Raw genomic sequence first — 24,913 nt, 5'->3', positions numbered from 1 at the left:
GATCAGGGTCCGTACCGGACGGGTACCGGGGTCGACGCCCGCGCGGACCCCCGCCGGGTCCGGCGGAGCCTTTGGCGGCGACGTCCGGGGGGCGACCGACGGCGAACGGCCGCCGCGTTCCGGCTACCAGTAGTGGCGTCGCCCGCCGACCTCGCGTCCTGTCGCGCCCAGAATCCACAGGACGGCGCCGATCACGAGCAGAACGATCCCGATGGTCCACAGGATCGAGATGCCCGCGAGAAAGCCGATGATCAAGAGAATGACGCCCAGGATGATCATGCTGCTGCCCCTTCGTGGGTGCTTCGCCTATGTCAACTGTGCACCCGATCGGTCCGGAGAGCCTGATCCGGCCGCCGGGCCGGTGCCACGCGTTCGGCCATCCGGACCAGCTCGCGGAGCCCCTCATGCGGTAGCGCCGAGCGATGTGACCGTGGCATGTCGACCGGTTCGGTTTTTGCCCTGTTATGGGTGGAAAGCTAATGAATATGAAGCTGACCCGATCGTCGAGGAGCGAGATGTCCGCCTGTATCCGCAGTGCTTCGCCGGTGTCCGCCGCGCTGGTGTCGCTCGAAGGCCAGAAGTGGCTCGACGGCGTCGCCGCCGTGGTCCGCAAGGGGGTACGGGCGCTGCCTCTGGGCGGCGGCCGTGACGTGTTGCGCGGGCTGTGGCTCGGCCATCCGCTCCATCCCGCGCTGGTCCAAGTGCCGGTCGGCGCGTGGACCTCGGCGGCCTTGCTGGACCTCCTGCCCGGTGAGGGCCGTGCTGCGCGCCGTCTGGTGGCCGTGGGGCTTGCCGCCGCCGGGCCCGCCGTGCTGGCGGGCTGGATCGACTGGGCCGAGCAACCGCCACCGCAGGCCCGGGTGGGTCTGGTGCACGCCGCGGCCAACATCACCGCGGTCGGTGCGTACGCGGCCTCCCTGATCGCCCGCCACCGCGGCCGGCCCCTCCTCGGACGAGCCCTGGGGTACGCCGGTCTCACGGCGGTCTCCGCGGGCGGCATGATCGGCGGTCACCTCGCCTACCGGCAGGCCGCCGGGGTCAACCACGCGGCGGCGGTTCCCGTGCTGGCCGAGCCCGGCTGGCACCAGCTGGGGCCGCTCGGTGACTTCCCTGTCGGCCGCCCGGTCAAGCGGTTGGTCGCGGAGGTCGCCGTCGTCGTCGTCCGCGACACCGGAAACGAGCTCTACGCCCTGGCCGAACGCTGCAGTCATATGTCCGGCCCGCTGTCCGAAGGCGAAGTCGACACCGGGTGCATCACGTGCCCCTGGCACGGCAGCGTGTTCCGGCTCTCCGACGGCGGGATCGTGAAAGGCCCGGCGACAGCCCCGCAGCCCGCGTTCGAATGCCGGGTGGCATCCGACGGCCAGGTCGAGATCCGCATGGCCTGACGACGGTCACGAACCGAGCGAGTCCATCGGCCGGGTCCATCGGCCGGGTCCATCGGCCGGGCCACCGGCGTGCGAGCCGGACACCGCACACAGCCCGTCGGTCAGCGCCCCCCGCGTGCGGCGTGCCCCTCTCGCCGACGGCCCCAGCGCCGAGGTGATGATTCCGCCGAAGTGGGTAGCCGCCCTCGCGGGCATACCTCGTCGAACGGGATGAGATCGATGCCCGCAGGTTCCGATCAGAAGGAGGTCGCTGCCCGCACGGAGAACGAAAGATGAGCCCGTTCGGGTGAGTCCGCGAGCACCGGCATCAGCGCCGGCAGCACCGGCAGCAGCGCAGGAGCGGCCGGAGCCGGGCCTCGGCAGCCGCCGACGAGGGAGAGACATGAATGAGCAGCGGGCCGCCCTGTTCGACATGGACGGCACTTTGGTGGACACCAACCATCTTCACGTCGTGGCCTGGTGGGAGGCGTTCCGGCAGGCCGGTCACCGGGTCGCGACGGCCTCGATCCACCGCAGCATCGGTATGGGTTCCGACAAACTGCTGGACGCCCTGCTCGGCGATGACCGGGACCGTGACCAGGACGCGGCGATCAGCGCCGCCCACAAGGCCCTGTACGGGGTGTACTCCGGCACTCTGGCCCCGCTGGAGGGTGCCGTGGACCTCCTGCGCGCGGTCGCGGCGAGGGGACGCCGGATCGTGCTGGCCACCTCGGCGGACAGCAAGGAACTCGCCGCCATGCGAGCCGCCCTCGACGCCGACGACGTCATCGCGGATGCCACCAGCGCCGATGACGTTCCCGCCAGCAAGCCGGCGCCCGATATCGTCGAGCAGGCTCTGCGGAAGGCCGGGGTACCCGCGGAGCGGGCGGTTTTCGTCGGCGACACGGTCTGGGACGTCGAGGCCGCGGCCAAGGCGGGCGTGCCCTGTGTCGCGCTGCTGTCCGGCGGCATCCCTCGTGCGGACCTGGAGGCGGCCGGCGCTGTCGCGGTCTACGACGACCCCGCGGAGCTGCTCCGGCGGATCGACGCAAGCCCCCTGGGGTCCTGACATGACGGCCTTTGGCCGACACGACCATGTTCCGGGCCGGTTCCGGGCCGACTCCCCGTCGTCCGCGGCCTCCAGGCACGAGATCGACATGCTCGTCGGTCCCACGGGCCATACGGGCCGGAACCACGGGGGCGGTCAGTGGCGCATGCGGAGAGCGTCCGTAGAGTCTCCTTCCACGGATGTGGGCGAGGGGGCAGGTGTGAGCCGGATGGATCACGACGGGGACGAAGGGCCGGATGTCCTGCGGGCGTCGGTGGGCTACGCCGGCGAGGTGTCCGCCATCGGTGCCGCCCGCGACTTCGTGGCCGCTTTCCTGCAGCGGGTCCGCGCGGTAGGAGTCCCTGTGCCGGAACAGCGGCTTCAGGCGGCTCGGTTGGTGGTCAGCGAGCTGGTGACGAACGCGGTGCGGCACGCGCCGGGGCCGTGCCGGCTGGATGTGGAGCTGCGCGCGGGCCTGCTGGAGATCACCGTGAGCGACACCTCCCGCAGCCACCCGGCGGCACGCCCCCGCGATCCGGGCCGCATCGGGCAGCACGGCCTGGAGATCGTGCTCGCCCTGTGTCACAGCGTCGAGGACGAGCCGACACCGACCGGCAAACGGGTACGGGTGTGCGTATCCATGACGTAGCCTGCCAGGCGGTGCGGGCTCCGATTGACAGCCGCCCTTACTCTGCGCTGTCGTAGTGCCTGGATCAGCCTGAACGGGCACACCGGCGGCCGAGCTGCCCGAGAAGAAAGTCGAAAGATGGTTGCTGACGACCGACCGACGACACGTCCCCCTGTCCCTGCGGATGTCAGTGTCGTCACCGCCGACCGGGAACTCGACCTCACCACCAGCCCGGCACTTATGCACGCCGTCACCAGTGCTGCCTGCCCCAATGTGGTGGTCGACCTTTCGGAAACCGCGTTTGTCGACTCCAGTGGCATCAACGCCCTGCTGCGTGCCAATGCCGGTGTCCAGGCAGCCGGCGGCTGGCTCCGTCTGGCCGGGGCGGTCGAACCTGTCCTGAGCACCATCAAGCTCGTGGGTCTGAACGAGGTCATCCCGCTGTACCCCACTACCGGGCAGGCCCTGCACACCTGATTGCGCCCGCTCGGCCTGTGGACTCCGAAGCCGGTGTCACCCGCCCGCGCGGGGCGGTGGACCGGGCGCTGACTCACCACCCGCATCTGGTCCTTGGCCTGGCGGGCGTGACCTTTGCCGACCCCAGCTTCCGCAATGTCCTGATCATCGCCCGGCGGATCGCCGAGAAGCAGGCCGCAAGTGTGTGTCCGCCGACCCCCAGCGACGCCATGACCCGCTTGCTGGAACTCGCCGACGCCGCAGTGCTGTTTCCCGCTGTCGCTGCCGGGCAGCTCAAGCACCCCTGAGCGACCTCCTGAACGCCGACGGTACCCAGCGATGCTCCGGGAGGTGCCGGACACGGTGGGGCGCCGGGGGCGGCCAGATCCGCCCACACGGCCTTTCCGGTCCCGTGGCGCGCCACGCCCCAGTCCTCGGCAGCGGCCGTCACCAGGGGCAGACCCCACGGCCCCGGCTCACCACGTCCGGGACGGCACAGGACGGGCAACCGGGGCGATTCGTCGCTCACGGTGATCCGCAACCGCCGCGCGCCGAACGTCAGAGTCAGGCCCGCCCGGCCTCCCGCGTGTTTCAGGGCGTTCGTCACCAGCTCCGAGACCACCAGCGCGACCACGGCGCCCTCGGGATGCCAGCGGGTGGGCCAGGAGAACTCGTCCACCTGCTCCTGGGCCCACTGGCGGGCCCGGCCGGCCTGTCCCAGGGCCGGCAGCACTGCCAGGAAGCGTTCCGCCATCACTGATCTCCCCGCGTCGCTCTTTTCGGACAGGGGCCGGGCCGCTCACCTGCTCCTGCGGACCGGTCGACTGCCTTGTGCTTCGTGTTCCCCTCATGTCCTGATCCACCGCACGTCACCCCCTGTGTCTCCCTTGATGGGAGCTCCGGCTCAGATGTGGGAGAGGCCGAAGGAGACCAGGAAGCCGCACACAGTGATCAGGCCAATGCCCAGATGGCTGTCCGCGAACGCCTCCGGGATCATGGTGTCGGCGATCATGGCCAGGATGGCGCCTGCCGCGACCGCCGTCACGCCCGCGATGACGGCCGGGGAGAAGCCGCCCACCACGGTGTAGCCGAGCACCGACGAGACGGTGCTCGCGGCCGCGATGGCGCCCCAGACGCCGAACACGTAACCCCGGCTGCGGCCGGCCCGCTTCATGCCGGCGGAACTCGACAGCCCCTCGGGCACATTGCTGATGAACACCGCCGCCACGGTCACCAGGCTCACCGCGCCGCCGTCCAGCAGGCTGACCCCGATGACCGCCGACTCCGGGACACCGTCCAGCAGCGCACCGAGCGCCAGCGCCAGCCCGGAGCCGTCCTGCTCGGCCTCCGAAGGCTGGGCCTGCCGGTGTCCGGAACGCTTGCGGTGACGCGCGCCGCGGCCGGCCAGCCACACATTTCCCGCCGTGTAGGCGAGGGCCCCGGCGAGCGTTCCGATGGTCGTCGGCACCATGCCCGCCCGATCGTAGGCCTCCCCGACGAGTTCGAAGGAGACCGCCGACAGCAGCACGCCCGCGCCGAACGCCATGACCGCGGCGATCACCTTCGCCGGTACCCGCACCCCGAACCCGAGCGCCGCACCCAACAGAAGGGCCGAACCCGCGACCAAACCCCACAAACCCGCCTGCAGCACTTCCGACATGATCACCTCCCTACCCCGGCGGGGCGCTTGCGACCCAGGCGCGCCCGCCGCCCGGCCCGGCCGCGGATGGTTCGGCGTCCTGGTCCTGTGGCCGCCGCCTGGTGCATAAATCCCGTGTGGTGACACATACGTGATGTATGGAGTGCGTGATCTACAGCGAGCAAGGCTTCGAGTCGGAGCAGGTGGACTGCGGGCAGGCGGCGGACGGTGGCCGGCGGGCGGTCCTGGACCGGGTGGCGGAGCTGAAGCCGCGGGAGTTCGCCTGGGTCCATCTCGATGAGCCGGGCCGGCCCGACCTGGAGGACCTGGCGGATCACCTCGGACTGCATCCGCTGGCGGTGGAGGACGCGGTCCAGGCCCACCAGCGGCCAAAGCGCGAGCGGTACGGGGACGTGCTGGCGGTCGCGCTGAAGACGCTGTGGTACGTCGAGGGGAGCGCCGACGTCGAGACCGGAGAGGTCATGGTCTTTGTCGGCCCGCGCTTCGTGCTGACCGTCCGGCACGGCCCGGTCGACCCCACCGAGGAGACCGTACGCCGCCTGCGGAATGACCCGGTCACGGTTGGTCTGGGCCCGGTCAGTGTGCTGCACTGCGTGCTGGACGTGGTGGTCGACGCCTACATGCGGGCCGCCGTGCAGGTCCGCTCCGACCTGACCGAGCTGGAGCGGTGCGTGTTCTCCTCGGCGCGGGACGACGTCACCGAGGAGATCTACTCTCTCAAGCGGGAGGTTGTTGAGTTCCGCGACGCGGTACAGCCCCTGGTGCCGGTCGTGCAGGAGTTCGCCGCGGGACGCGACGAATGGCCGCAAGGCATCGTGCCGTACTTCAGGGATGTGGCCGACCACACGCAGCGCACCGATACCGAGGTCCGCTCCCTGGACGAGCTGCTGAACTCGGTCCTCGACGCCCATCTGGCCCGGGTGGGCACCTGGCAGAACGACGACATGCGCCGCATCTCGGCCTGGGCCGCGATCTTGGCGATCCCGACCATGCTGGCCGGGCTGTACGGCATGAACTTCGCCCACATGCCGGAGCTGAAGTGGACCTACGGCTACCCGCTCGCGATCGGCGTGATGGTCGCCTCGGCCGGCCTGCTCTACCGGGCGTTCCGCCGCAACGGCTGGCTGTAGGGTTCCCCGCAGTTGGTCAGTGCGTGGCCGGTGGGCCGGCCATGGTGGCCACGGCTCCGGGCAGCAGCCGTGGCCACGCCACGCGGGAGCCGAGAAGGAGACGCTGCAGCCACCAGAACAACAGGAGTCCGCCGGGCAGGGTCGCGGTGACACGCAGAGCGGGCTGAGCCGCGCTGCGCTGCCACGGGCTGCCGCTCCAGGCGGCGAGGACGATGTAGCCGGTCAGGCCGACCAGACCGACGGCCCGACGCCAGGCCGCATGCCAAGGGCTTCGCTCCAGATGCCAGACGCGTTCGTGGACGGTCTGGATCGAGGCCTCCTGGCCAACGGAGATCATCTTGCGCCCGCAGTGCACGGCGGCGGTTCTCATCGCACGCCCCGCCGCACTGCACGAGAGTCGTCGATGTTGCCCAAGGCGACCTCCACATCACCAGCCCCGGAAGGAGCGAGGAGCCGGACCACTCGGACCGGCTCCCGCCCCCACGGAAGGAGACCGCTCAGGTGCGGTAGGCGTAGTACGCCGCGTTCGGGTACGACGCGATGATGCTCGCCACCGACCTGTTGTAGGTGTTGGTGGAGTGGTACGTCACATACGGCACGCCCTGCGAGCTGCGGGAGGTGACGATCATGCTGTGGTCCTTGGACCCGTCCTTGTTGAAGTCCATCTGCAGCACGTCACCCACGTCCAGTTGGTAGACGTTGGCGAGGCTGGTGACCCGCTTGGAGGACAGGGCGAACCACGAGAACTCGTTGACCCCGACGAACGAGTCCGACTGGATGTCGGAGTTGCCGAACCACTTGTGGAAGTCGTTCGTGTAGCCGGGGACATGCTTCCAGCCGCCTGCTTTCAGCGACTGGCTGACGAAGTTGGTGCAGTCGCCGCCGGCACCCTGCCCGTTGAAGTCCGGGTAGTCCGGGTTGTATTTGTTCCAGTACTTGGCCGCGTACGTCGCCATGGCCTTGTAGTCGTAGGCGGTGCCGGAGAGAGTCTTCGGCTTGGCCGGTGCGGGCCATGTGGTGACGGAGCGGGCCGCCGTGGGCGGCGTGTCGTCGGCGGCGGTCTTTGGTGCGGCGGCGAACGTGGTGGTGGTGACCTGGTTGACCGCGACGCCGTCGTCGGTGTCGCGGATGCCGGTCAGCTGCCAGTCGCCGTCGCGGTCGGCCTTGAACGTCAGCTCGTGGTGCGCCTGGAAGCCGGTGGTCTTCGGCTCGTTGCCCTGCACCTTCTCGTACGTCAGCTTCGTGGTCTCGGTGACGTCGACCGTGGCGTGACCGCCCTTCACCCGGGTACGGTCCAGCGAGACGCTCGTGTTGGCCGAGCTGTACTTCTCACCGAGCGACGCCAGGCGGGACTTGCGGCCCCGCAGCTGCGACAGTGCGGAGCTCTCTTCGCGCGACTGCGTGGAGGACAGCCGCACGTCGCCGGAGAACTTTGACGCCAGCGACGCCTTCCCCTTGGCCTTGCCGTTGTCCACCAGGGCGTCCGTACGGTCGGTGAAGACCGCGTCCGCCAGCCGCTGGAAGGTGGCCCTGGTCGACGGGTCCACCGTGGGGTCGTCGGCGTTCGCCGCGCCCGCAGTCCAGTTGGGCAGCATCGCCGCGCCGGCGACGATCGAGGCTGCCGCCGCCGTGACTATGGTCGCCCGACGCCCCTTATGGCTCAGTCTTCTTGATTTCAACGATGTTCCCCTCTACGCCGGCACTCGCTACCGGGAGCCGCATCCTCGCACGGCCTGTGCGGCTCCTGTGAAGGGGGTTACCGAAGTGGAACCATCACTACGCGCGAGGTGCCGCCCCGCCGACCGGGGCGGCTCCGGTACGGGGCAAGGAGTGCACCCGCGTCCGCGCCGGGACAGCCCTCCGCCGGGGCGGAGCCCCCTCGTCGGGGCAGCCCGACCACACCACCCCGTGAGCGCTTCCGGGCGTACTGGCGCTGACAGTTCGAGGGCGTGGGACAGCCTCGGCGATCGGGCGATTCCAGCGCTGGCCGCCATCTGCCGGTGCCCGGCGGGAGCCGAGCCGCCGAGGGACGGGGCGGCATGCGGGCGACCGATCCGCAGACCATGGCGGCGGCATCGACGGACAACCGGCCGGGCAGGGAGCCGCCGCGGCGGCTCAATCCGCGCCGGGGCGGTACGCGAGATCCTGGCGGTGGCGGGCAGGGGTGGTGCCGAAGGTGTGCCGGAACGCTTCGATGAAGGCGCTGGGATTGGCGTAGCCGCAGGCCGTGGCGACGGTGGTCACCTGCTCCCCGGCGGAGAGCAGGATCAGCGAGTGATGCAGGCGCGACTGGGTGCGCCACTGGCGGAAGTTCATGCCGATCTCCTGGCGGAACAGTCGGCTGAGGGTGCGTTCGCTCGCGCCGACGGCCATCCCGAGGCCGGTCAGCGAGCGGGCATCGGCCGGATCGGCGTGCAACAGATCGGCCAGGGCACGCAGCCGGTCGTCGGTGGGCGAGGGCAGCAGCAGCGGGAGGGCGTCGACACCGTGCAGTTCGTCGAGGGCGACCTGTTCCAGGGTGCGCCGCTGCTGTGGGGTGCGGGTGGGACGGAGCGCGTCGTCGGTCAGGCGGACGATGACCTCGCGCAGCAGCGGGGGCGGGTCCGTGCCGCCAGGCCCCGGACCTCCGCCGCGGCAGGCGCCGGGCCGAACACTTCCGTCGCCGTGCTTCTTCGTGCAGGGGCTGGTGCGGGGGCCCTCGCCGGCGTGGCGAGCGCCATGTTGAGTTTCCAGGAATTGCCGTCAGGGCGGTTTGTGTCCGGGCTCAAGGGCCGGGCGCGGTACCACGGGCGCCGGGGCCTGAGAGGGCTCCAGGTCCCTGAGCTGTGCGCTGGTGAGCCGGGTCCGTCGGAGGCGCTCGGTCACCCACCCGGTCTCCGGAACCGCGGCCGCAGGCCCCCGGGAGCCGTACGGTCAGGAAGCCGTGACTCGGTGAATCGCGGGTAGCCGGACTCACATGACGACAGGCGTGACTCTCGGTGTGGAAGAAGAATATTTGCTGCTCGACGAGCGGACAGGGCTGCCGATACCGCGGATCGCCCAGGTCCGGGCCGCGGCCGAGCGCGAGGGCGCCCTGGGCGGCGACGAGATCGACAGCGAGCTTCTCCAGGCCCAGGTGGAGGTGGCCACTCCGGTCTGCACAGGGCTGGAGGAGGTCGCCGGACACCTCGCACGGTTCCGGCAGGCGCTGGCGTCCGCCGCGCACAGTGCCGGCTGCCGGCTCGCCTCGACCGGCGGAGCGCCCCTCTCGGCCGGGGCGGCCGTACCGGTGACGCAGCAGCGGCGCTATCAGGAGATGCGAGCGGACGCCGCCCGCCTGGTCGACGAGCAGCTGATCGCCGGCATGCACATTCATGTCGCCGTGCCCGATCGCCCCGCGGGCGCCGCCGCGCTCGGCCGGCTGCGGCCCTGGCTGCCGGTGCTGGTCGCGCTCGGTGCCAATTCGCCGTTCTGGGACGGCCGCGACACCGGCTTCGCGAGCTGGCGCACCGTGGTCTTCGGGCGCTGGCCGGTCAGCGGTCCGCCGCCGTTCATCGCTGACGCCGCTCACTACGAGGAGCGCGTGGCCGCGCTGCTGGCCACGGGGGTGATCCGAGACCGGCGCCAGCTGTACTGGCACGCCCGGCTCTGCGACGCGTACCCGACGCTCGAAATCCGGGCGCCCGACGTCCAGCTCGACGTGGACACCGCCGTCACGCTCGCCGGGATCGCCCGCGCACTGGTGGCGACCGCGCTGCGTGAGGGGCGCCGCGGGGCGCGGCCGCTGGACCCGCCGGCCAGCATTCTCCAGGCCGCGGGCTGGCACGCCGCACGCCACGGGCTGAGCGCGGACCTGGTCGACCCGCGGCGTGGCACACCCGCTGCCGCCGCCGAGGTCGTCGGTGCCCTGCTGGACCACATCACGCCCGCCCTGAACGACCTGGGCGACCTCGACCGGGTGACGTCCGGCGTCAAGCGGCTGCTCGACGGCGGCACGGGGGCGGAGCGGCAGCGGGTCGCACTGGCCGACGGCGGCACCGAAGGCCTCCTGGACCTGATCGCACCGGCGCCCCGGAAGGCCGACGGAGACGAGGGCGAGCCCGTCCGGACGTCGGCTTGACCGGCGCCCCGTGACGTACCGGCTCGTCGTATGGCGGCCGCCGTCGCCACCGGCCTGAGCGTCCGTGCTCCCGGCCTCGGCGGCGGCCCGCCACGCGGAAGGTGCCGGACGCCGCCCACCAGCGGGCCATCAGGACGGATGCCACCGGCTGCGGTATCGGCGTCAGCCGGGCCAGGTGCCGGTGAGGCGGCGGACGGTGGCCGCGCCCGAACGGTCGACGGCGGCCTTGACGACCGCGAAGATGGCGCCCTGCAGGGCTGCGGTGAGCAGGATCTCCCGCCAGGCGCGTTCCTCGTCGGTGGCGTCGGGAGCGTTCCGGTCGCGGCCGAGGAGTTTCCAGGTCTGCTTGAACACGAGGCTGGCGAGCATGCCGCCGGCCGCGCCCAGAGCCATGCCGAGGGGCTTGTAGACGATGCTGGAGGCTTTCACTGACTTCCCCTTCCGTGAACGGTGTGCCGTGCGGGAGCGGCGTGCGAGCAGCACGGTGCGGTTGTTCTGCCGCGGCAGCCATGCGCCCGGCGGGAAGGAAGAGTGGTCCGGCCGGTCGTTCACCGTCTTGCAGACCCGCCACGGCGTTCATGGGCCATGACCTTTGGCTTCCCTCGTCCGTCCAGCTCACACCGTGATCGGGACAATCGTCACTGCTGCCCTCTGAGACGCCGCCTGTCCTGCTCCGTCCACTTGCGTGTGTCGCGCACCTCGACGTAGGGCTCGGCTTCGGCGGGGTGGCCGCCGACGATGGCACGTTCCCGGGCCATCTCGGCGTCGAATTCCAGGCCCAGGAGGATCGCCAGATTGGTGATCCACAGCCAGAGCAGGAAGACGATGATTCCGGCGAAGGTGCCGTACGTCTTGTTGTACGAGCCGAAGTTCGCCACGTAGTATGCGAACCCGGCGGAGGCGATCATCCAGATGAGCAGCGCGAGGAAGCTGCCCGGAGTGATCCAGCGGAAGCCACGGACCCGCACGTTCGGCGTCACCCAGTACAGAATCGCGATCATGCTGGTGACCAGCAGGACCAGCACCGGCCACTTCGCGATCGACCACACCGTCAACGCGGTGTCCCCGATCCCGAGGGTGGTGCCGACCCGCCGGGCCAAAGCGCCGGTGAAGACAACGATCAGCGAGCTGACGACCGCCAGGACCATCAGCACCACGGTGGCACCCAGGCGTATCGGCAGCACCTTCCACACCGGCCGGCCCTCGGGAATGTCGTAGACGGCGTTCGAGGCGCGGATGAAGGCGGCCACATAACCGGACGCCGACCACACTGCCAGCGCCAGGCCCACGATCGCCACCACCGAGCCGGTGCCCGCGTTGCCCTGCAGCTGCCGTACCGCGTTGGTGATCACGTCACGGGCAGGGCCCGGGGCGAACCGCCTGAGGTTGTCCAGAACACTGTTCGTCGCCGAACTGCCGGCGATCCCCAGCAGCGAGACCAGCACCAGCAGCGCGGGGAACAGCGACAGGATTCCGTAGTAGGTCAGCGCCGCGGCGCGGTCGGTCAGCTCGTCGTCCTTGAACTCGCCGAACGTCCGCCGCAGCACCGCCCACCAGGACCTCTTCGACATATCCGTCGGAGCGTCCGGCGCCTCGCGCTCCACTTCCGGATCCGGGCCGAGACTCTCGTCGGGATCGTGGCTGTCCGGGGGCCGGCCAGGACCGTCGGCAGCATCACGCGTCGCCGGCTGGGCCGGAGCATCGCGCGGGGACTCCCCGTCCTGGCGATCCGAACCGTGTCGGTGTCTGAAATCGAGTAGCCGTGTCATACGGAACGCGTAACCCGGTACCCGCGTCACACACCTCATTCACCGAGGTCGACCGCGCCACCGGCAGCACGCCGCCCGGGTGGCCCGGCCCCCGAGGCGGGACAGGACAAGGAGCGGCAGGGCCGCGGTGAGGGCGTGGGAGAGGTGGACGTGGTGCTTACGGGCCACCAAGTGGACGAACCGACGACCCCGGGCACCATCGGCCCGCACCGGCTTCCGGAGTGCTCCCCCTGCTACTGGAGAACGACGGTGGCATCACGGCGTTCGAGCAGCCGCACGATGTCCTCGACATAGGTGAGCCCCTCATCAGGGTCCGAGACGACACCTGCCAGCGCTTGGCGCGCTACGTCCGCGCGTTCCACTCCCGGCCGGAAGTAGCCCCCGGGTCCTACGAGAGCCTCTGCCATCGCGCGGTGAAGACCGGGCTCGTCGGTGACGAATTCGCCGTCGAGCAGTGCCTTTGGGCGGCCGGCACGAAGAACCCCACGACCCGCGACGGCAGCAGACGGACGCTCGTCTCACAGCCAGTCACCCTCCGGAGCAGCTGCCCGGAGCACCGAGCCCGCGTTTTCCATCAACGGTTCGCCGTGAGGCACGCACACCGTTTCCACCTCCAGTGCGGCCAGGCGCCGGAAGGAAGCGATGGCCTCCTCCCTGTCCACGTTGAACGGACCGAGGATGGCCCGGCCCTGCGCGGTGGCGACGATGTCACCCGGGAACAACACGCCGCTGGAGGCGAGATGGAGTGCGATGCCTCCCGGAGTGTGGCCCGGAACATGCAGGACGTGGACGGTCTCGGCCCAGCCGGCGAGGGTGTCGCCGTCGCGCAGCTCGATGTCCACCGGCACATGCTTCACAGGAGGCACGCCCGCGTCCGCGAATCCTGCCGTGATCCGCGCATGAAGGGCGCGTTCCGAGGCGGTGAACACCGGCTCGGGTTCGGGGGCGGTGCCGCGGATGAACGGGGTGTCCGGCGCGCCGGCCAAGACCTGGGCGCCCGTCGCCGCGACGAGATCCGCAGTCGAGCCCGTATGGTCGATGTGAGAGTGGGTCAGAACGATCTGCCGCACGTCCTGAGGACGGCCGCCGAGCTGATCGATTGCGTCCAGGACCGCCGGGGCCGACCCCGGCACACCGGTATCGATCAGGCCGTATCCGTCCGGCAGACGCACGACGTGAACGTGCCCGACAGGGAGGGCCAACTGCCAGACGGCAGAGGTGATCCGGATGAGTTCCATGGCGCGACGCTAACGGGAGGCCGAGGAGTGGCCCGCTGCTTTCCGCCGCGGGCGCATTATGCGCGGCGTGAACGGCAGGCCACGGAACACCGATGGCCCCGGCTTCCCCCATCGCGGCTCTGACGGGGGGTAGGGCAGCCGGGTGGGGGTATAGCCCGGGTTGGAGTAGCCGGGGGCGGGTTCTGACGTGCTGTGAGGGGGCGGCCGTGGGGGTTGGTGGAGTTTCGGCCGGTGGGGGGCACAGTCCGGAGGTTGTCGGGTTCGGTGCGCTGAACATCGACTTGATCGCGAGTGCTTCGAGGCTGTCGCAGAGGATGGCTGAGCGGGTGTCCGAGTCGACCGCCCGGTTCGAGTGGAACACCGAGGGCCCGGTTGACGAGGCGGTGATCACCAAGGCTGTCGAGCGGCTGGGCGTGTCGTCGTTGGACGCTTCGCTGGGCGGTTCGGCGTGGATCTGTGTCTTCGCGCTGGCTCAGATGCGGGTGGACGTCCGTCTTGGGTTTGTGGGGGTGGTCGGGCGGATCGAGACGCCGGGGCTGTCGTTCATCCGGCAGATGGATCTGCTGGGGATCGACCGGCGCTGGGTGGCGCGTCGGAGTGATCGGCTGTGCGGGATGTGCCTGTCGTTCCTGGACGATGTGGAGCGGGTGATGCTGACCCATCCGGGAGCGAATTTCGCGATGGCCGATCATTTACGTGAGCACCGGGAGGACATCGCCTCGTATCTGGCGGGGGCCCGGATTGTCCATGTCACGTCGTTCCTGGACGAGGTGACGCCCGGGCTGATGCTGGAGGTGCTGGCTGATGCGCGGCGGCACAACCCGGCCTTGCGGATAAGTTTCGATCCGGGCTGCGACTGGGCGGAGCACCGTACCGAAGCCATCGGCGGGATTCTGGCTCTGAGCGATCTGCTGTTCGTCAACCACCGGGAGTTCAAGGCGCTGGGGGAGTACGCGCTGGGGGAGTCCGACGAAGTCCTGGCCGTCCGGGTCCTGGAGCGTTGCGGGCCGGGGTGCACGGTGTTCGTCACCAAGCGCTACGACTTGGTGGAGGTCTTTCGTTCCTCGGCGGCCGGGGTGCTCGCGCAGCGGTTCCAGTTGCGCAGGCCCGGCCAGGAGACGGCGATCGAGGACGCGACCGGCGCCGGGGACGTGTTCTCCGCCGCGGTGCTCGCCGCGTTGATGTCACGGCGGATGCAGGCAGAGCTGGGGTCTTTCCTCGGGCTGAGTCTGGCCCGTCATCGTATGCAGTACGGGCACCTGCCGGTGGCCGGGCCTCCGCTGGTGGGCGAGGGTTTCGTACAGTCGGCCGAAAAGCTGACCGGTCCGGGCACCCGGCCCGCCGGGGTGCTGGTCGCGCATGACGGTGGCAGCGGGTGGGGGACGCTGAGACGGTTCCTGCAGGAGGACTGCGGTCTTGTCGTGCACGCACTGGCCCGTGACGAGGTGAGCGGCGGCGACTACGAACAGGTGATGCGTGACCGGCTCGGGTGGTGCGGTTTCGCGGTGTGTGTGCTGTCCGCGTCGCGGCTGATGAGCAGCGGGGGGCGGCGGGCGAGTGAGGACGCAGTTCACCAAGCCGGCATCTTCCAGGGGTATTACGGGTTCGGCCGGGTGGCGATCCTGGCAGAGGAAGGGTGCGAGGCGCCGTCGAATATCGGAGGCCTGATTCGGCTGGACTTCGCACCGGACCGTATCGATGCCACCTTCCTGGAACTGGAGAGAATGCTGGTCAGGGAAGGGTTCCTGCGAGGAGGAGGCAGTCGGCATGACCGATGAGCTGAGCAAGGGGCCCGCAGTTCTGCCCCGGTCGGATTTCGCCCTCGACGTGGTCGGGATCGGGGCGCTGAACCTCGACTACATCACCAACACCTCCCGCGCCTGCGCACCGGACGCCGACCGCGGGATTCCCCTGAGCGTACGCATCGCCGGCCTCCTGGAGGAAGGCCGTCCACTGCCCGAGTGGGGCACCGAAACCGCGGTGGACGAACACATCGTGTACGCGGCCCTGGAGGCAGTCGAGCCCGCCTCGCTGCAGACCGCGCTGGGCGGCTCCGCGTTCAACGCGATCAACACTCTTGCTCAGCTCCAGCTCGACCTGCGCCTGGGCTATGTCGGTACCGCCGGCCGTGTCCCGGGGCCGGGCCTGTCCGCCGTCGGCCAGTTGCAGGCCCTCGGCGTCGACCATCGGATGGTCTTCCGCGACGACGGACGCCTGTGCGGGGTGTGCTTCTCCTTCACCGAAGACGGCGATCGCACCCTGCTCACTCACGCCGGCGCGAATGCCGCCATGGCCGACCATCTGGAACGCTCCTTCGACGACCTGGTCGGCTATCTGTCCTCCGCACGGGTCGTCCATGTCACCTCCTTCCTCGACGAGCGGACCCCCGCGCTGCTGCTGGCCCTGCTCCGCGCCGTCAAACAGGCCAGCCCGGCAACGCTGATCAGCTTCGACCCCGGCCACGTCTGGTGCCTCGACCCCACCTCCGAGATCCGCAGCATCGTGGCACTGGCCGACTACCTGCTCCTCAACCACCGCGAGTTCCGCGAACTCGGCGCGGGTACACCCACCGATGCCGACGAGAACATCGCCACCCGGCTGCTGGAACGGCTCGGCAGCGACCGCAGCGTCATCGTTGTCAAACGACGCACCGGCATCCACACATGGCGCCTGGAAACGGGCAAGGCCCTGGGCGACTTCTACCCCCAGACCGTACTCGCCGACGACCAGGTCGAGGACGCCACCGGAGCCGGCGACGTATTCGCCGCAGGACTGCTGGCCGTCCTCACCGGCGACCGCCTCCAGGTGGAACTCGGCGCTCTTCTCGGAATGACTCTGGCCCGGCACAAGCTGCGTTACGTCGGCAGCCACGGGCACGCGCAACTCGCCGAAGTGACCCGCGACTTCGTCCGCTCCATGGACGCGACCCGCCGCACCGCCACGCAGCCCGGCGGAGTCTTCATCGCCCATGGCCGCAACCAGGAGTGGCTTGCGGTCAAGACCTTCATCGAGCAGCGCTTCGGCGTGCCGGTCTACTCCTTCGAGTCCGACGCCTGGGGCAGCCGCCCGGTGACCGAAGCTCTGAGCGACTACCTGCAGCGCTGCAGCTTTGCCATCTGCGTGCTGACCGCCGAGGACGCCACCGACGACGGACACCGGGTCGCCCGCCAGAACGTCATCCACGAGATCGGCCTGTTCCAGGGACACTGCGGCTTCGACCGCGTCCTGGTGCTCGCCGAAGAGGGCTGCGAGTTCGTCCCTGCCGCCGTCACACCCCGTACGTTCACCTTCCCGCGCAATGCCATCGACAAGACCTTGTGGCACGTGGACCGCGTCATGCTTGCCCAGGGCTTCCAGCGCACATAGGGCACGGCCGGCCGGCCCCACCCGGCGGATGCCTCCCGCCCCGGAGCCGGGTGCCACTGCCCGGGGGACTGGACCGCCACCGAACTGGTGCTGTGTCTGGCCGGTGCTGCTCGCCGGTCAGGGATCGCGGCATTGGGGGAGTGCCGGGGCCGCTGCCGCGCGGGCTGTTGCCGGAGAGAGCATGACCATGCCGACCCTTGTGGTCGCCGGGGACAAGGGCGACTCCGCGCTGTCCGACAGGACCGGAGTGGCTGGCCGACGTACTTCCTGAGCCCGGGTGACAAGAGCCTTCTCACCCTGTTCGGGGCGGAACACTCGCTCGGCGGGATGGCCGGCTACGAGGTCCGGGAAACGACGGACGAGAACCCCGAGCGCGTGGCCCTGATCCACGGGTCAGTGGGCCTGCCTTCGCCATGCGCTCGGCATCCAGGATGCCGGCTGGACGGCGGTGCAGAAGGCGTTGTCGGAGAGCGCCGATCCGCTGGGACGAATCGAATCCAGCTGAAGCAGCCCGCTGGCCTCCGCGTTTCGGTTGGGGTCGCTGGGCTGCTGCTATGACGTGGCGGGGGACGTGGCGCGGGGGTCTTGGCCGTGGCGGGGTGGCTTGCGCCCGGTGCGGTCGGCCGGTGGGCGGTGGGCGCCGAGTTGGGCTTCCATGCCGTCGAGGATGGCGTGGAGGCCGAAGCCGAAGGTCTTGTCGGGCGCGGCGGCGTAGTCGGCGGCGGCCGTATCGAGGCGGGCGCGCAGCCGTGGGAACTGCGCCGCGATCTCGCGGGCGTTCGCCATGGTGTCGCGCATCAGCTCTTCGGCGTTGCCGCCGTCGTGGCTGAGTTTCCTGGTGAGCGAGGCCGCGGCGGCCGGGCCGAGGGCGTTGCCGAGTACGAGGGCGAAGACGGAGGCCGCCGCCTGGTCGGCCTGCGCGCCGGTGAATCCGGCCGCCTCGTAGACGGCGAGCAGGTGGTCATCGTGGCGGGCCTTGCCGGGGCCGAACACCGGGAAGGAGCCGAAGACCCGCACCAGCCAGGGGTGGCGGGTGAGCATCGCGTGCAGGTCGGTGGCCATCTCAGTGGCGGCCGTCCGCCAGTCGGTCGCGGCCAGGTCGGGCAGCGTGATCTCGTTCCACGCCTGGTCACCGGCGAGGGCGATGAGGTTGTCCTTGCTGCCCACATGCCAGTAGACCGCCGTGGCCGCGGAACTCAGGCGCTTGCCCAGCGCGCGCATGCTCAGGCCCTCCAGACCTTCGGTGTCCAGTAGTTCGACGGCGGCCTTGACGATCTGTTCACGGGTCAGCGTTTCGCGCGGCATGTGCCCAGCCTAGGGCGCGGGGCAGCGGATTGCACACCGTTCAACAAGGCACTTGCACAGCGTTCAAGTGGCCCCTATCGTTCTACTTGAACACAGTGCGAGTAGCTGCTGGAGGTCGAGGACCCCGGCCTGGCGCGGGAAGAGAAGCGGAAGGGAACTGACATGGCACCTGACTCGCTGTCCGAGTTCGTCAAGGCGACGGCCGAGAAGTCCGGCATACCCGGCGTCGTCGCCGGAGTCTGGGCGGACGGCCAGGAGGTCTACGCCTGCCACGGCGTGACGAGCATCGACAACCCGCTGCCCGTCGACCCGGACACGCTATTCGTGCTGGGCTCGGTCACGAAACCCTGTACGGCGACCGCGTTGATGCGCCTGGTCGCGGAGGGGCGGGTCGAGCTGGACGCGCCGGTGCGCCGGTACGTCCCCGAACTCGTGCTCCCCGACGAGCGGGCCGCGGCGGAGATCACCGTGTCGCACCTGCTCAACCACACGGCGGGGCTGGACTGGAGAATGAGCGTCGAAACCGACGAGGGGGACGACGCCCTGGCCGTATATGTGGCGAGGATGGCCGAGTCGGAGCTGATCGCGCCGCCCGGCACCCGGGCCTCCTACAGCCAGCTGGGGTACAACCTGGCCGGGCGGATCATCGAGAAGGTCACCGGGCTGACCTATGAACGGGCCGTCGCCACGCTCCTCTTCGAGCCGCTGGGGCTGTCGGACAGCCTCTTCGCGCCCGATGACGCGATGATCCGGCGGTTCGCCGTAGGGCACAATCTCGGCGACGACGGCACGCTGTCCGTCGTCCGGCAGTGGAAGGACACCCGCGCCAACAACCCCGGTGGGGGCGGCGTGTCGTCGGTGGCGGACCAGCTTCGGTGGGCCCGGTTCCATCTCGGTGACGGCCGCGCCGAAAGCGGCGTCCGCGTGCTGCCCGCCGAGCTGCTGCAACGGATGAAGGAGCCGACGGTCGAGTTGCGGGGCAGCACGCTCGGGGACGCCTTCGGTATCGGCTGGTTCCTGCGCGACGTGGACGGCGTGCGCACCGTCGGGCACGGCGGGTCGGCCAACGGCCAGTTCGTCGAGCTGCTCCTCGTGCCCGAACGGAACTTCGCCGTCGTGGTGGCGTCCAACGCCGGCCCGGAAAGCGGTCTCGCCTTCAACCGAGCCGTCGTGCGGTGGACACTCGAGAAGTTTCTGGGTATGGCCGACCGGGACCCGCAGCCGCTTCCCCATGACAAGGTGCGGGCCCGGGAGGTCGTCGGAAGCTACGAGAACGACATGATGACGCTCGCCATCGCCACGGATGGAGCCGGGCTGACGATCGAATGCGGGATCAAGCCGGAGATCCGCGCGGCGACGGACACCCAACTGCCCCCGGACCTCCCGCAGGCCGACCTCGGCCTGCTGCCCGGCAGCGACGAGTACATCGTCACCAGCGGCGGCCTGCAGGGACAGCGCGGCTTCTTCACCCGCGACGAGGGCGGCGCGATCGTGGGAGCCGACCTGGCCGGCCGGTTGTTCACCCGGGTTCCGACGGCCTCCCCGTGATGCCCCGGCTTCGCGGGTACGCTGCCTGACTCCACCGGCGACGCGCCCGTACCCGAGGCTTCACGGAAGCTTCACGCGGCGAGTGGTACCCGCCTTATCGGGTCCGCGTTGTCTGGCGGGCATGCAGAGCTTCCTTCCGTCGCCGACCGCTGCCGGTCACCGTGATCCGAGACAGCTGACGACGGCTGCTCGCGCCGCCTTCGCGACGGCCGAGGTGCGGCACGACGGCCGGAGCCGGCCATGACCGTACTCGCCGTCGTTCTGGCGGTGCTGAATGCGTGCTGTTACGCGGCGGGCGCGCGGCTCCAGCACCAGGCACTGAACCAGCCGACGGCCGGCCCCGGCCCCCGGCCGTCCGTCGTCCGTCGGCCGCGCTGGCTCGCCGGGCTGGTCCTGATGGCGGCCGGCGCGGTCCTGCACATGACCGCTCTACGACTGGCTCCGGTGACGGTCGTGCAACCGCTGGGCGTGGGAGCCGTCGTGGTGAGCGTGCTCTGGGGGCTGCGGGCACGCCGTGCCCGGCTCGGCGCGGCCACCGGGCTCGCGCTGCTGGCAGTCGTCGTCGGGACGGGGGCTTTCGCGACGCTGGCCGCGCGGATCACCGTCGCCACCTCCGTCACCGCGACCGCCCAGCTGCGGGCCGGTCTGCTGGTCCTGGTGCTGGTGGCCTGCTGTACCGGGCTCGCCGGGTCGCTGGGTGGCCGACGGCGGTGTCTGGCGGCGGCCATCGGCGCCGGAAGCTCGTACGGCTGCATGTCGGTGCTGATCCGGGCGGCGGGGGAGGAGTTCACGACGTCCGGCGTGAGCACCGTGCTGTGCGGCACGCTCGCGGCTCTGGCCCTCACCGTTCTCGCCGGCTTCTGGCTCGTCCAGAAAGCCCAGGCGTCCGGACCGCCGGAGGTCACCGTCGGCTGCCTGACCCTGGTCGATCCCTTCGTCGCCGTCGCGATCGGGATCGGCCTGCTCGGCGAGGCCCCCGCGCTCACCCCGGCCGCCGTACTCGCCGGGCTGGGCTGCTGGGCACTGGCCCTCGCGGGCGTACTCCAGATCACCCGTTCCACGCCCTTCCCCCACCTGCGAGCACCCGCGCCACCGAAGGAGCAGGCCGTGCCGGGGCTGCTCACCGCACCGCGGCACGACGTCCGCCGTACGCTGGACGCCTTCGAGGACCTGTGCCTCCAGGCCGCCGGACGGCACGCAGCCGCACCGGGCCCCGCACCTGAGACCGTAAGCGAGAGCGAGCACGATGAGTACGCAACGGGTTCTGGTCGTCGATGACGAGCCCAAGATCCGCATGACCGTGCGCGGTTACCTGGAGGCGGACGGATTCGAGGTTCTGGAGGCCCCGGACGGACCCTCCGGCTTGCAGGCCGTCGCTCGCGACCGGCCCGATCTGGTCGTGCTGGACGTGATGCTGCCCGGGCTCGACGGCTTCCAGGTGCTGCGCCGGATCCGGCAGTCCAGCCAGGTCCCCGTGATCATGCTCACCGCCAGGGACGAGGAGGTGGACCGGCTCATCGGCTTCACCACCGGCAGCGACGACTACGTCACCAAGCCGTTCAGCCCGCGCGAGCTGGCGCTACGCGTCCGGGCCATCCTGCGGCGCGCAGAGAGCGGGCTCGGAGCGGAACAGGACGCGGCCGACAGCACCCTGGACTTCGAGGGCCTGACGATCGACCCGGGCACCCGGACCGTCCTGGTCGGGGACAACCACACGGCAGAGTTGTCCGCCCTCGACTTCGACCTGCTCATCGCCATGGCCCGCGCCCCGGGGCGGGTGTTCACCCGGCGCGGTCTGCTGGCCCAGGTATGGGGCGAGGACTTCTTCGGCGACGAACGAGTGGTGGATGTGCACATCCGGACGCTGCGCCGCGCACTGTGCGACGACGCCAACGCGCCCCGGTTCGTCGGCACCGTGCGCAACGTCGGCTACCGTTTCGTCGCCCGTGACCAACCGCGCGGAGGAAGGACATGACCTCCACGCGGCCGGCCCGGCGCGGGGCCCGGTGGCGCCGGTTCCACGCCCGCCTGTCGCTGCGCACCCGCCTTGTCCTCTCTCATGTCATGGTCGTCCTCGTGGCGGTCGGGGCGATGTCGGGAACCAGGGAACTGATGGGCCGCCACGCCCACCATCACCTGGACCCCGACGCGATGGGCCTGTGGAGCGGGGCGGCCGCGGCCGTCGTCGCGGCCGTCGTCATGTCCCGGTTCCTGGTGCGCCCGCTGGACACCGTACGAGCCGCCACCCACCGCCTCGCCGAAGGACGCTACGACCACGTCCTCGACCTGCCCAGCGAACCAGGCCTTGCCGCGCTGGTCGGGGACGTGAACACGCTGGCCGCCGCACTCGCGGACACCGAGCGCCGCCGCGCCCGGCTGGTCTCCGAGATCGCCCACGAGATGAAGACCCCCATCACCATCCTGCGCGGCCAGATCGAGGGCATGGCCGACGGTATCTTCGCCCCGGACGACGCGATGTTCGCCTCCCTCACCGACGACCTGGACCGGCTGCGACGGCTGGCCGCCGACCTCTCCAGCCTGTCCCGGGTGGAGGAGGGGGCCTTCACCCTCCACCGCCGTCCCTCGGACCTCGCCGCGCTGGCCCGGGCCACCGCCGAACGACTGCGCCCCCAGTACGACGACCAGCGAGTAGCCCTCACCGTCGCGGCGGACACCCGGGTCATCGCCTCCTGCGACCCCGACCGCATCGCCCAGGTGCTGGTGAACCTGCTCGGCAACGCCCTGGCGGCGTGCAGCGACGACGGACACGTATCGATCTCCGTCCGCAGCGACGCGGACACAGGCGCGGAGGTGCCACCTCACGTCCTCGTCCTCGTCACGGACGACGGCGTCGGCATCACCGCCGGGGACCTGAACCGCATCTTCAGCCGCTTCGAACGCCTTGAGCACCCTGGCCGGCCGGCACCGGCCGGTGGCAGCGGCATCGGCCTGACCATCGCCCGGGGTATCGCCCGCGCCCATGGCGGAGACGTCACCGCGTCATCGCCCGGACCGGGCAACGGCGCCACGTTCACCCTGCGGATACCCACAGCCCCGGAGTGACGCGTGGGCCCCCACCGTCACCCGGAAGGCGCACAGCAGGCTGACAGGGCTGCTTCACGGAAGCTTCACCCCGCGAGTGGCACATGACTTATCCCGCACCGGTTGTCTGACGGGCGACAACCCGCGAGCCGTGGCAAAGGTGGCTCCAGGTACGTGACCCCGCGCAATGACCGATATGGAGTGCGACGTTGAACGAGACCGAAGTCCTCACCGAGCTGGATGTCGCCGGTGCCGGCAGGTCCGTGATGAAGAAACTGCCGGAGGTGACCCTGGCTTTCTGGATCATGAAGACCGCCGCCACGACCCTCGGCGAGACGGGCGGCGACCTCTTCGCCCAGACGCTCAAGCTCGGCTACTTCATCACCACGATCCTGCTCTTCCTGATCTTCGTGGTCACACTGGTCGTCCAGCTCAGGTCCCGCCGCTACAACCCGTTCTTCTACTGGACGGTCATCCTGTCCACCAGCATGGCCGGGACCACCATGTCCGACTTCATGAACCGTGACACGAGCTACCTCTCCGACGGAGCGACGTCGCTCGGCTGGGGGCCACAGGGCCTGGGACTGGGATACCCCGTCGGTGCCGGGATCCTGATCTCGATCCTGATCGGCATCTTCGCCGTCTGGAGGTACACCGGGATGACGTTCGCCATCCGCGACATCGTCACCTTCCGCGGCGAGGCGCTGTTCTGGGCGGCGATCCTCGTCTCCAACACGCTGGGCACCTCGATGGGCGACTTCCTGTCCGACAGTTCCGGACTCGGATACGCGGGCGGCGCCCTCCTGGTCTCCGGACTGCTCGCCGTGCTGCTGGTTCTGATGCGGGTGCCCGCGGTGCCCAATGTCGTGCTGTTCTGGATCGCCTTCGTCCTCACCCGGCCGCTCGGGGCCACGGCCGGTGACTTCCTCACCAAGCCCGTCGCCAAGGGAGGACTCGATCTCGGAACGGCCGGTTCCTCCGCCGTGCTCCTGGTGCTCCTGGTCGGCCTGATGGGGTACGCCCACCGGGAGGAGCGGAAGAAGACCGACACTCGCCCAGGCGTCGCCGAGTTGGGCCGGGACAGCCGGCAGGCCTCCTGACGGCACACCGCCGCCGGCGCGTGAGCAGGCGAGCGGTTCGCCAGGCGGTTGGGAACGCCACGCACTTACGCCACGCACTTACGCCACGCACCGGGCGGGGTTACGGGCGGGGTTACGGGCGGCGTCCCCATGCGGAGATCATCGGAGCGGTGGCCAGGTCGAGCCGCCCGGTGGCGACGTTCGCCAGATGACGGTCGATCTCCTCGTCGGTGGCGAGTCCTTCCGCCACCAGACGGTGGCGGATCTGCCGCACCGTCGCGCCCTCGAGCACAGCACACGCCGGCGAGGTGATCGGGAAGTACGCGTCGGCCCGCACATCCCGTCCGGAGGGACCGCCGGCGCCGACCTCCCAGCACCGCATGCCGGCACCGATCCCGAGCCGGTCGACGTGCCGGAACGTCACAGGGTCGAACAGCTCGGCGAGGGCGCCGAAGCGGACACCTGCCTCCGACTGTCTGTTGTCCAGCAGGCAGCCGTGGCCGGTGTGGTGTTCAGCCATGTGGCGATTCTGGCAGAAGGGCGTAGAGCCGGCCCGCCCCGGCGCCCGGGCCGGGTCGATCGCTACAGCCTCCACGACGGCCACGAGAAGCGAAGGGGGCGGGTTCCAGGTGTGCCAGGAGCCGTGCCTTGCCGGATCGGTCCAGCCGGCCGCCGAAGTCCACGTGCGGCACCGGGCGACCGGCCGCGGTGCTCAGTGCGTCGGCGATCTGCGGGGCGGTCAGCCGGTCGCCGGTGATCTCCATGGCCCGGCCCAGGTACGTGTCCGGGTCGGCGAAGGCCAGCGCGGCGAACGCCCCGGTGTCGTCGATGGCGATGAACTGCATGACCAGGTCGTCATGCCAGGGCACGTTGAGCGAGCCGTGCTGGAAGAACCGCGCCGGGCTGGTGAAGTCCTCCATGAATCCGGCGGGGCGCAGGATCGTCACGGGCACGCCCAGGTCACGGATGTACTCCTCGATCTGCCACTTGTCGACGGGGCCCCGGTGAGCGCGGCGGCGCCGGTCGGGGCCCTGACCGGAGCGGTCAGCGGCGCGCGGCGGCGAAGTCGCCTGCATCAACGGCGTCAACGTGGTGGTGGACGGCGGCTGGTCCGTGCTGCTCCCCGGCGATCGAGCGGTCGGCACTTCGACCGGAGAGCAGCGCCTGATGGACACGTC

The 24,913-nt window shown here is 70.3% G+C and carries 25 protein-coding genes and 1 pseudogene; 14 read left to right on the top strand and 12 right to left on the bottom strand.

From position 1 onward, the window contains the following. Window positions 1–123: 123 nt before the first annotated feature. Window positions 124–279: a DUF6131 family protein gene (locus tag RWE79_RS02845; RefSeq protein ID WP_475938391.1), complete on the bottom strand. Its 156-nt coding sequence runs from the start codon at window positions 277–279 to the stop codon at window positions 124–126. A gap of 236 nt (window positions 280–515) precedes the next feature. Between RWE79_RS02845 and RWE79_RS02840 the strand changes: the two genes are divergently transcribed. The 5 genes from RWE79_RS02840 to RWE79_RS02820 all read left to right on the top strand — a co-directional run bounded on the left by RWE79_RS02840 (window position 516) and on the right by RWE79_RS02820 (window position 3,807). Further along, window positions 516–1,388, top strand: coding sequence for a Rieske (2Fe-2S) protein (locus tag RWE79_RS02840; RefSeq protein ID WP_475938390.1), 873 nt, complete (start codon window positions 516–518; stop codon window positions 1,386–1,388). Between the two features lie 382 nt (window positions 1,389–1,770). Further along, entirely contained in the window at window positions 1,771–2,436 is a 666-nt protein-coding gene (locus RWE79_RS02835) for an HAD family hydrolase (protein ID WP_475938389.1), read from the top strand. A gap of 208 nt (window positions 2,437–2,644) precedes the next feature. Beyond that, the gene (locus RWE79_RS02830; protein ID WP_475938388.1) at window positions 2,645–3,064 is read left to right on the top strand and encodes an ATP-binding protein; all 420 of its coding nucleotides are present in this window, start codon (window positions 2,645–2,647) and stop codon (window positions 3,062–3,064) included. Between the two features lie 117 nt (window positions 3,065–3,181). Then, the gene (locus RWE79_RS02825; protein WP_475938387.1) at window positions 3,182–3,520 is read left to right on the top strand and encodes an STAS domain-containing protein; all 339 of its coding nucleotides are present in this window, start codon (window positions 3,182–3,184) and stop codon (window positions 3,518–3,520) included. 17 nt (window positions 3,521–3,537) lie between these two features. Continuing rightward, a complete protein-coding gene (locus RWE79_RS02820) occupies window positions 3,538–3,807 on the top strand; it encodes an STAS domain-containing protein (protein WP_475946431.1) in 270 nt (89 codons plus the stop codon). Between the two features lie 92 nt (window positions 3,808–3,899). Here RWE79_RS02820 and RWE79_RS02815 read toward each other — a convergent pair. After that, a pseudogene (locus tag RWE79_RS02815) lies at window positions 3,900–4,253 on the bottom strand (ATP-binding protein); the annotation flags it as partial. Window positions 4,254–4,403: 150 nt separating this feature from the next. Then, entirely contained in the window at window positions 4,404–5,159 is a 756-nt protein-coding gene (locus RWE79_RS02810) for a ZIP family metal transporter (protein ID WP_475938386.1), read from the bottom strand. A gap of 137 nt (window positions 5,160–5,296) precedes the next feature. Between RWE79_RS02810 and RWE79_RS02805 the strand changes: the two genes are divergently transcribed. Further along, on the top strand, window positions 5,297–6,289 hold the full coding sequence (locus RWE79_RS02805; protein ID WP_475938385.1) for a magnesium and cobalt transport protein CorA: 993 nt from the start codon (window positions 5,297–5,299) through the stop codon (window positions 6,287–6,289). A 16-nt stretch (window positions 6,290–6,305) separates the two neighbouring features. Here the strand turns inward: RWE79_RS02805 and RWE79_RS02800 are convergent, their stop codons facing one another. From RWE79_RS02800 to RWE79_RS02790, 3 genes are all read right to left on the bottom strand, one after another. Next, a complete protein-coding gene (locus RWE79_RS02800) occupies window positions 6,306–6,659 on the bottom strand; it encodes a hypothetical protein (RefSeq protein ID WP_475938384.1) in 354 nt (117 codons plus the stop codon). Window positions 6,660–6,786: 127 nt separating this feature from the next. Beyond that, complete coding sequence (locus tag RWE79_RS02795) at window positions 6,787–7,884, bottom strand: amidase domain-containing protein (protein WP_475938383.1); 1,098 nt, start codon at window positions 7,882–7,884, stop codon at window positions 6,787–6,789. Between the two features lie 520 nt (window positions 7,885–8,404). Then, complete coding sequence (locus RWE79_RS02790; RefSeq protein WP_475938382.1) at window positions 8,405–8,707, bottom strand: helix-turn-helix transcriptional regulator; 303 nt, start codon at window positions 8,705–8,707, stop codon at window positions 8,405–8,407. 538 nt (window positions 8,708–9,245) lie between these two features. Between RWE79_RS02790 and RWE79_RS02785 the strand changes: the two genes are divergently transcribed. Continuing rightward, window positions 9,246–10,388, top strand: a complete 1,143-nt coding sequence (locus RWE79_RS02785; RefSeq protein ID WP_475938381.1) for a carboxylate-amine ligase — start codon at window positions 9,246–9,248, stop codon at window positions 10,386–10,388. A 162-nt stretch (window positions 10,389–10,550) separates the two neighbouring features. Here RWE79_RS02785 and RWE79_RS02780 read toward each other — a convergent pair whose 3' ends face one another. From RWE79_RS02780 to RWE79_RS02770, 3 genes are all read right to left on the bottom strand, one after another. Then, on the bottom strand, window positions 10,551–10,817 hold the full coding sequence (locus RWE79_RS02780; protein WP_475938380.1) for a DUF4235 domain-containing protein: 267 nt from the start codon (window positions 10,815–10,817) through the stop codon (window positions 10,551–10,553). Window positions 10,818–11,026: 209 nt separating this feature from the next. Further along, window positions 11,027–12,157, bottom strand: a complete 1,131-nt coding sequence (locus RWE79_RS02775; RefSeq protein ID WP_475938379.1) for a YihY/virulence factor BrkB family protein — start codon at window positions 12,155–12,157, stop codon at window positions 11,027–11,029. Window positions 12,158–12,675: 518 nt separating this feature from the next. Next, on the bottom strand, window positions 12,676–13,395 hold the full coding sequence (locus RWE79_RS02770) for an MBL fold metallo-hydrolase (RefSeq protein WP_475938378.1): 720 nt from the start codon (window positions 13,393–13,395) through the stop codon (window positions 12,676–12,678). Window positions 13,396–13,721: 326 nt separating this feature from the next. On the opposite strand from RWE79_RS02770, the gene RWE79_RS02765 reads away from it, so the two are divergent. Beyond that, entirely contained in the window at window positions 13,722–15,173 is a 1,452-nt protein-coding gene (locus tag RWE79_RS02765; protein ID WP_475938377.1) for a PfkB family carbohydrate kinase, read from the top strand. Beyond that, window positions 15,163–16,761 carry a PfkB family carbohydrate kinase gene (locus RWE79_RS02760; protein ID WP_475938376.1) on the top strand — a complete coding sequence of 533 codons (1,599 nt, stop codon included), beginning with the start codon at window positions 15,163–15,165 and terminating at the stop codon, window positions 16,759–16,761. The genes RWE79_RS02765 and RWE79_RS02760 overlap by 11 nt, the downstream gene beginning before the upstream one ends. Before the next feature lie 552 nt (window positions 16,762–17,313). Here the strand turns inward: RWE79_RS02760 and RWE79_RS02755 are convergent. Continuing rightward, on the bottom strand, window positions 17,314–18,066 hold the full coding sequence (locus RWE79_RS02755; protein ID WP_475938375.1) for a TetR/AcrR family transcriptional regulator: 753 nt from the start codon (window positions 18,064–18,066) through the stop codon (window positions 17,314–17,316). A gap of 162 nt (window positions 18,067–18,228) precedes the next feature. On the opposite strand from RWE79_RS02755, the gene RWE79_RS02750 reads away from it, so the two are divergent. The 5 genes from RWE79_RS02750 (at window position 18,229) to RWE79_RS02730 (ending at window position 23,756) form a co-directional block, all read left to right on the top strand. Beyond that, entirely contained in the window at window positions 18,229–19,614 is a 1,386-nt protein-coding gene (locus tag RWE79_RS02750; protein WP_475938374.1) for a serine hydrolase domain-containing protein, read from the top strand. Between the two features lie 240 nt (window positions 19,615–19,854). After that, on the top strand, window positions 19,855–20,892 hold the full coding sequence (locus RWE79_RS02745) for a DMT family transporter (RefSeq protein ID WP_475938373.1): 1,038 nt from the start codon (window positions 19,855–19,857) through the stop codon (window positions 20,890–20,892). Next, window positions 20,861–21,589 carry a response regulator transcription factor gene (locus tag RWE79_RS02740; protein WP_475938372.1) on the top strand — a complete coding sequence of 243 codons (729 nt, stop codon included), beginning with the start codon at window positions 20,861–20,863 and terminating at the stop codon, window positions 21,587–21,589. Before RWE79_RS02745 ends, RWE79_RS02740 begins: the two co-directional genes overlap by 32 nt. Next, window positions 21,586–22,677, top strand: a complete 1,092-nt coding sequence (locus tag RWE79_RS02735; RefSeq protein WP_475938371.1) for a sensor histidine kinase — start codon at window positions 21,586–21,588, stop codon at window positions 22,675–22,677. Before RWE79_RS02740 ends, RWE79_RS02735 begins: the two co-directional genes overlap by 4 nt. Before the next feature lie 188 nt (window positions 22,678–22,865). After that, window positions 22,866–23,756, top strand: a complete 891-nt coding sequence (locus tag RWE79_RS02730) for a COG4705 family protein (protein ID WP_475938370.1) — start codon at window positions 22,866–22,868, stop codon at window positions 23,754–23,756. A 112-nt stretch (window positions 23,757–23,868) separates the two neighbouring features. Here the strand turns inward: RWE79_RS02730 and RWE79_RS02725 are convergent, their stop codons facing one another. After that, window positions 23,869–24,255, bottom strand: a complete 387-nt coding sequence (locus RWE79_RS02725; RefSeq protein ID WP_475938369.1) for a hypothetical protein — start codon at window positions 24,253–24,255, stop codon at window positions 23,869–23,871. Next, complete coding sequence (locus RWE79_RS02720) at window positions 24,248–24,811, bottom strand: NmrA family NAD(P)-binding protein (protein WP_475938368.1); 564 nt, start codon at window positions 24,809–24,811, stop codon at window positions 24,248–24,250. Before RWE79_RS02720 ends, RWE79_RS02725 begins: the two co-directional genes overlap by 8 nt. Window positions 24,812–24,913: the final 102 nt, after the last annotated feature.

It is taken from the genome of Streptomyces sp. RLA131 (assembly GCF_056270125.1).
The sequence above is the reverse complement of the archived record's forward strand: the minus strand, read 5'-3'. Positions and strand labels throughout refer to the sequence as shown.

What these genes read in the sequence shown, in the direction of transcription:
- RWE79_RS02845 (WP_475938391.1), bottom strand. Translation starts at nt 279, where the DNA reads ATGATCATCCTGGGCGTCATTCTCTTGATCATCGGCTTTCTCGCGGGC.
- RWE79_RS02840 (WP_475938390.1), top strand. Translation starts at nt 516, where the DNA reads ATGTCCGCCTGTATCCGCAGTGCTTCGCCGGTGTCCGCCGCGCTGGTG.
- RWE79_RS02835 (WP_475938389.1), top strand. Translation starts at nt 1,771, where the DNA reads ATGAATGAGCAGCGGGCCGCCCTGTTCGACATGGACGGCACTTTGGTG.
- RWE79_RS02830 (WP_475938388.1), top strand. Translation starts at nt 2,645, where the DNA reads ATGGATCACGACGGGGACGAAGGGCCGGATGTCCTGCGGGCGTCGGTG.
- RWE79_RS02825 (WP_475938387.1), top strand. Translation starts at nt 3,182, where the DNA reads ATGGTTGCTGACGACCGACCGACGACACGTCCCCCTGTCCCTGCGGAT.
- RWE79_RS02810 (WP_475938386.1), bottom strand. Translation starts at nt 5,159, where the DNA reads ATGTCGGAAGTGCTGCAGGCGGGTTTGTGGGGTTTGGTCGCGGGTTCG.
- RWE79_RS02805 (WP_475938385.1), top strand. Translation starts at nt 5,297, where the DNA reads ATGGAGTGCGTGATCTACAGCGAGCAAGGCTTCGAGTCGGAGCAGGTG.
- RWE79_RS02800 (WP_475938384.1), bottom strand. Translation starts at nt 6,659, where the DNA reads ATGAGAACCGCCGCCGTGCACTGCGGGCGCAAGATGATCTCCGTTGGC.
- RWE79_RS02795 (WP_475938383.1), bottom strand. Translation starts at nt 7,884, where the DNA reads ATGCTGCCCAACTGGACTGCGGGCGCGGCGAACGCCGACGACCCCACG.
- RWE79_RS02785 (WP_475938381.1), top strand. Translation starts at nt 9,246, where the DNA reads ATGACGACAGGCGTGACTCTCGGTGTGGAAGAAGAATATTTGCTGCTC.
- RWE79_RS02775 (WP_475938379.1), bottom strand. Translation starts at nt 12,157, where the DNA reads ATGACACGGCTACTCGATTTCAGACACCGACACGGTTCGGATCGCCAG.
- RWE79_RS02770 (WP_475938378.1), bottom strand. Translation starts at nt 13,395, where the DNA reads ATGGAACTCATCCGGATCACCTCTGCCGTCTGGCAGTTGGCCCTCCCT.
- RWE79_RS02760 (WP_475938376.1), top strand. Translation starts at nt 15,163, where the DNA reads ATGACCGATGAGCTGAGCAAGGGGCCCGCAGTTCTGCCCCGGTCGGAT.
- RWE79_RS02755 (WP_475938375.1), bottom strand. Translation starts at nt 18,066, where the DNA reads ATGCCGCGCGAAACGCTGACCCGTGAACAGATCGTCAAGGCCGCCGTC.
- RWE79_RS02750 (WP_475938374.1), top strand. Translation starts at nt 18,229, where the DNA reads ATGGCACCTGACTCGCTGTCCGAGTTCGTCAAGGCGACGGCCGAGAAG.
- RWE79_RS02745 (WP_475938373.1), top strand. Translation starts at nt 19,855, where the DNA reads ATGACCGTACTCGCCGTCGTTCTGGCGGTGCTGAATGCGTGCTGTTAC.
- RWE79_RS02740 (WP_475938372.1), top strand. Translation starts at nt 20,861, where the DNA reads ATGAGTACGCAACGGGTTCTGGTCGTCGATGACGAGCCCAAGATCCGC.
- RWE79_RS02735 (WP_475938371.1), top strand. Translation starts at nt 21,586, where the DNA reads ATGACCTCCACGCGGCCGGCCCGGCGCGGGGCCCGGTGGCGCCGGTTC.
- RWE79_RS02725 (WP_475938369.1), bottom strand. Translation starts at nt 24,255, where the DNA reads ATGGCTGAACACCACACCGGCCACGGCTGCCTGCTGGACAACAGACAG.
- RWE79_RS02720 (WP_475938368.1), bottom strand. Translation starts at nt 24,811, where the DNA reads ATGCAGGCGACTTCGCCGCCGCGCGCCGCTGACCGCTCCGGTCAGGGC.